Source organism: Exiguobacterium sp. s149, assembly GCF_018618395.1.
In the GTDB taxonomy this organism is placed as follows: domain Bacteria; phylum Bacillota; class Bacilli; order Exiguobacteriales; family Exiguobacteriaceae; genus Exiguobacterium; species Exiguobacterium chiriqhucha.
The window spans coordinates 3191-6571 of the sequence record NZ_JACSLZ010000020.1; the positions used below are offsets into that span (position 1 = coordinate 3191).

Below are 3381 nucleotides of genomic sequence, written 5' to 3' on the forward strand. Positions count from 1 at the left end.
GGATACGTAGTGATCGAAACACCAGAGAACGCAACTGGTGAATTCGGCGAAGAAGCTCAGACAGTCACTTATGTGTACGCAAAAGTGGCTGGTGATGTCACGGTCGTATATGTGGACGAAGATGGAAATGAGCTAGCTGAGTCAACGACGCAAACAGGGACAGTGGGCGAAGAGTATGCCACTGAACCGGCAGAAGTTGATGGATTCGAACTGGTTGAAGTTCCATCCAACGCAACAGGCGAATTCACAGAGGATCCTCAAACTGTAACTTACGTTTATCAACCGGTGCAGACACCTGTTGAACCAGGCACAGTAACGGTTAATCATGTAGATGAAGAAGGAAATGCTTTGACTGAACCGGAGCTACTATCCGGAGAGATTGGAACAGACTACACTACAGCGGCGAAAGAATTCGAGGGGTATGTACTAACGGCTACACCCGATAATGCATCTGGTCAATTTACAAATGAGACCCAGACAGTGACATACGTTTATGGTCCTGCAGATGTCCCAGAAGTAAAAGGTGTTATTGTAGTTGAATATGTGGATACAGAGGGGACTCCGCTTGCAGAACCGATGACTGATTCTGGTCTGATTGGTTCCGGGTATACGACAGCACCGCTAGAAATTGACGGATATGATTTAGTTGAAGTACCTTCCAATGCAGAGGGCGTGTTTGGAGATGAGCCTCAGACCGTGACATATGTATACATCAAGAAAGCTGATCCAATGGGTACAATTGTTGTTGTACATGTAGATGAAGAAGGAAATGAGTTGTTGGCAGCTGAGACTGTAATAGGCGTGATTGGTTCACCGTACAATACGGAGGCAGCAACAATCGCTGGTTATGAATTAGTTCAAACACCAGGAAATGCTGCTGGTTCGTTCACAGGTGAACAACAGATTGTTACGTATGTCTATGCACCAGTTGAAACAGAAGTACCTACTGGAACCGTACTTGTTGAATATGTTAATGAACAGGGAGAATCTCTGGTAACACGTGATTCGTTCACAGGTGAAGTTAATTCGCCATATTCAACTCAACCAGTTCAAATTGAAGGATACGAATTAATTGCAACACCCGATAATGCCGCGGGGGTATTTACAGAAGGAACACAGGTTGTTACTTATGTTTATGCGCTAATTCCGGAAGAGCCGGTTGAGACACAAGGAGCGATTGTGGTTCAATTTGTGGATGAGGCCGGTAATATTTTGAAAGATTCACAGGCATATACGGGAGTGGTAGGTGCAGCCTATAGTACTGATCCTGCTGTGATTGAAGGATATGAGCTGATTGTGACTCCTGAAAATGCTTCAGGAATCTACACTGCGGATACTCAAATAATCACTTATGTATATTCGAAGATCGCTGTAGAACCGCAGAATGGCATCGTGAACGTTATATTTGTTGATGAGGATGGTAACCCGTTGGCTGACCCACAAATGCTGACAGACGTGATCGGAGAGGCTTACAGTACATCTCCTGCCGCGATTGATGGCTACGAGCTTGTTATTACACCTGACAATGCAAATGGGACGTTTAAAGAAGCACCACAGACAGTTGTTTATGTTTACAGTTCGACAGAAGTACCTGTGGAAATGGGAGAAGTAACAATTAAGCACGTCGATCAAGATGGAAATCCGATCGCAGATTCTGAAAAGCTAACAGGCGAAGTAGGAAGTGAATACACGTCTACTCCGAAAGAAATTGAAGGATACAAACTTGTCGAGCAGCCGGAGAACGCGGACGGCACATTCACAGACGGTTCACAAACCGTGACTTATGTGTATGAAAAAATCAAAGACACACCAGTATCAGGAGAAGTCAAAGTAATTTACGTCGATCAAGATGGAAATCCGATCGCAGATTCTGAAAAGCTAACAGGCGAAGTAGGAAGTGAATACACGTCTACTCCGAAAGAAATTGAAGGATACAAACTTGTCGAGCAGCCGGAGAACGCGGATGGCACATTCACAGACGGTTCACAAACCGTGACTTATGTGTATGAAAAAATTACGTCTAATCCAGTACCAACAGAGCCACAACCAACAGAGCCACAACCCGACCACCCTGAACCAGATCAACCGGTTCAAGATAAATTGCCACAAACAGCAACGAATACGTTCAATATAATGATTATGGGCGGCCTCATGATGATTATCGGAATGATAATGTTGCTAGTTTGGAACAAACGTCGTAAGACACTTGAAGTAATGTAATAAGGAGGCCCTCTTTTTTCTCTTGATTAAAGAGGGCCTTTATTTTAGGAGTGAGGGCAATGAAGCGAGCAGGCATTGGTTTTCTATTAATTGGCTTCTTAGTCGTCAGTTATGCCATGTATGAATTAGTTCAAGGCAGTGCGGAAGTCGACAAAGAACTAATCGCTGCAAAGCAGATGATTGAAGAAAATAAAGAATTAACTGCTGGAAAGCAGAAGTCTGTAGAAGGCTCAGCAAAGGGAGAAGAGGAAACTGATCTGCTTCCAGATTTTCAGTTGGAGGTAGGGGACAATGCTGGTGTAATTGAAATTGACTCCGTAAAGATTGAGGCACCAATCATTTCTGGCACAGATGAAGGATCACTGCGTAAGGGTGTAGGTCATATGCCGTCTACCAAGCTTCCGGGACAGAACGATCAAATTTTACTGGCCGGGCACCGAGACACCGTTTTTGAACCTTTGGAGGGCATTAAAGAAGATGATTTGATCAAAATTACTATGCCATATGGAACGTACGAATATAGAGTGATTGGAACAGATGTGGTGAAAGGCAGTGACACATCCATTATCCAATCAAGTGATAAGGAAGAGCTGGTTTTGGTTACCTGTTATCCGTTTCAACTATTTGGCGCTGCATCTGACCGTTTTATTGTCTATGCAATACCACTAGTGTCGCGTTAATTTATTTTGAAGATTAGGAATTCATAAAACATTCAAAAACTGACGAAAATCAAAAGAAAAAGTCCTTTATAATGGAAAGGTCAGGTAGTTCCTGTCCAAATCCAATAAAAAGGACTCACGCATGGACAAGAATACACGAAAAACTTCATTTGGTAAATGGGTTAGCCCCATAAATTTTGAAAAATTTAACGAAACCGTGATGATTCACGGACAAGATCGCTACACAAAAAAACTGACAACACAGGCCTATACACTGTTGATGTTGCACGCCCATCTAACACAAACGGACAGCCTTCATGCGCTCAAAGCCGCACTTGCGAGCGATGACCTTGCCCAGGCAGCCGGAGTTGAATCCATTAGCGTGTCCCAGCTCTCCAGAAAAAACAATGAGCTGTAGACTGACCTAGCTATATGAGACACTAATAAAAACACCTTATTAGGCTGCCACCACACCATATTTTATCGGTGTGAGGTAGCCTAA

The 3381-nt window shown here is 43.5% G+C and carries 3 protein-coding genes; all 3 read left to right on the forward strand.

Translation table 11 applies throughout. The features are described 5' to 3' along the window. Positions 1 to 2220: MucBP domain-containing protein (locus KNP81_RS15040; RefSeq protein WP_214720506.1), on the forward strand; the 2220-nt coding region annotated here is incomplete at its 5' end. A gap of 59 nt (positions 2221 to 2279) precedes the next feature. Then, positions 2280 to 2900, forward strand: coding sequence for a sortase (locus KNP81_RS15045; protein WP_214720507.1), 621 nt, complete (start codon positions 2280 to 2282; stop codon positions 2898 to 2900). A gap of 121 nt (positions 2901 to 3021) precedes the next feature. Further along, positions 3022 to 3297, forward strand: coding sequence for a DUF4372 domain-containing protein (locus KNP81_RS15050; protein WP_251130385.1), 276 nt, complete (start codon positions 3022 to 3024; stop codon positions 3295 to 3297). The last annotated feature ends 84 nt before the right edge of the window (positions 3298 to 3381 follow it).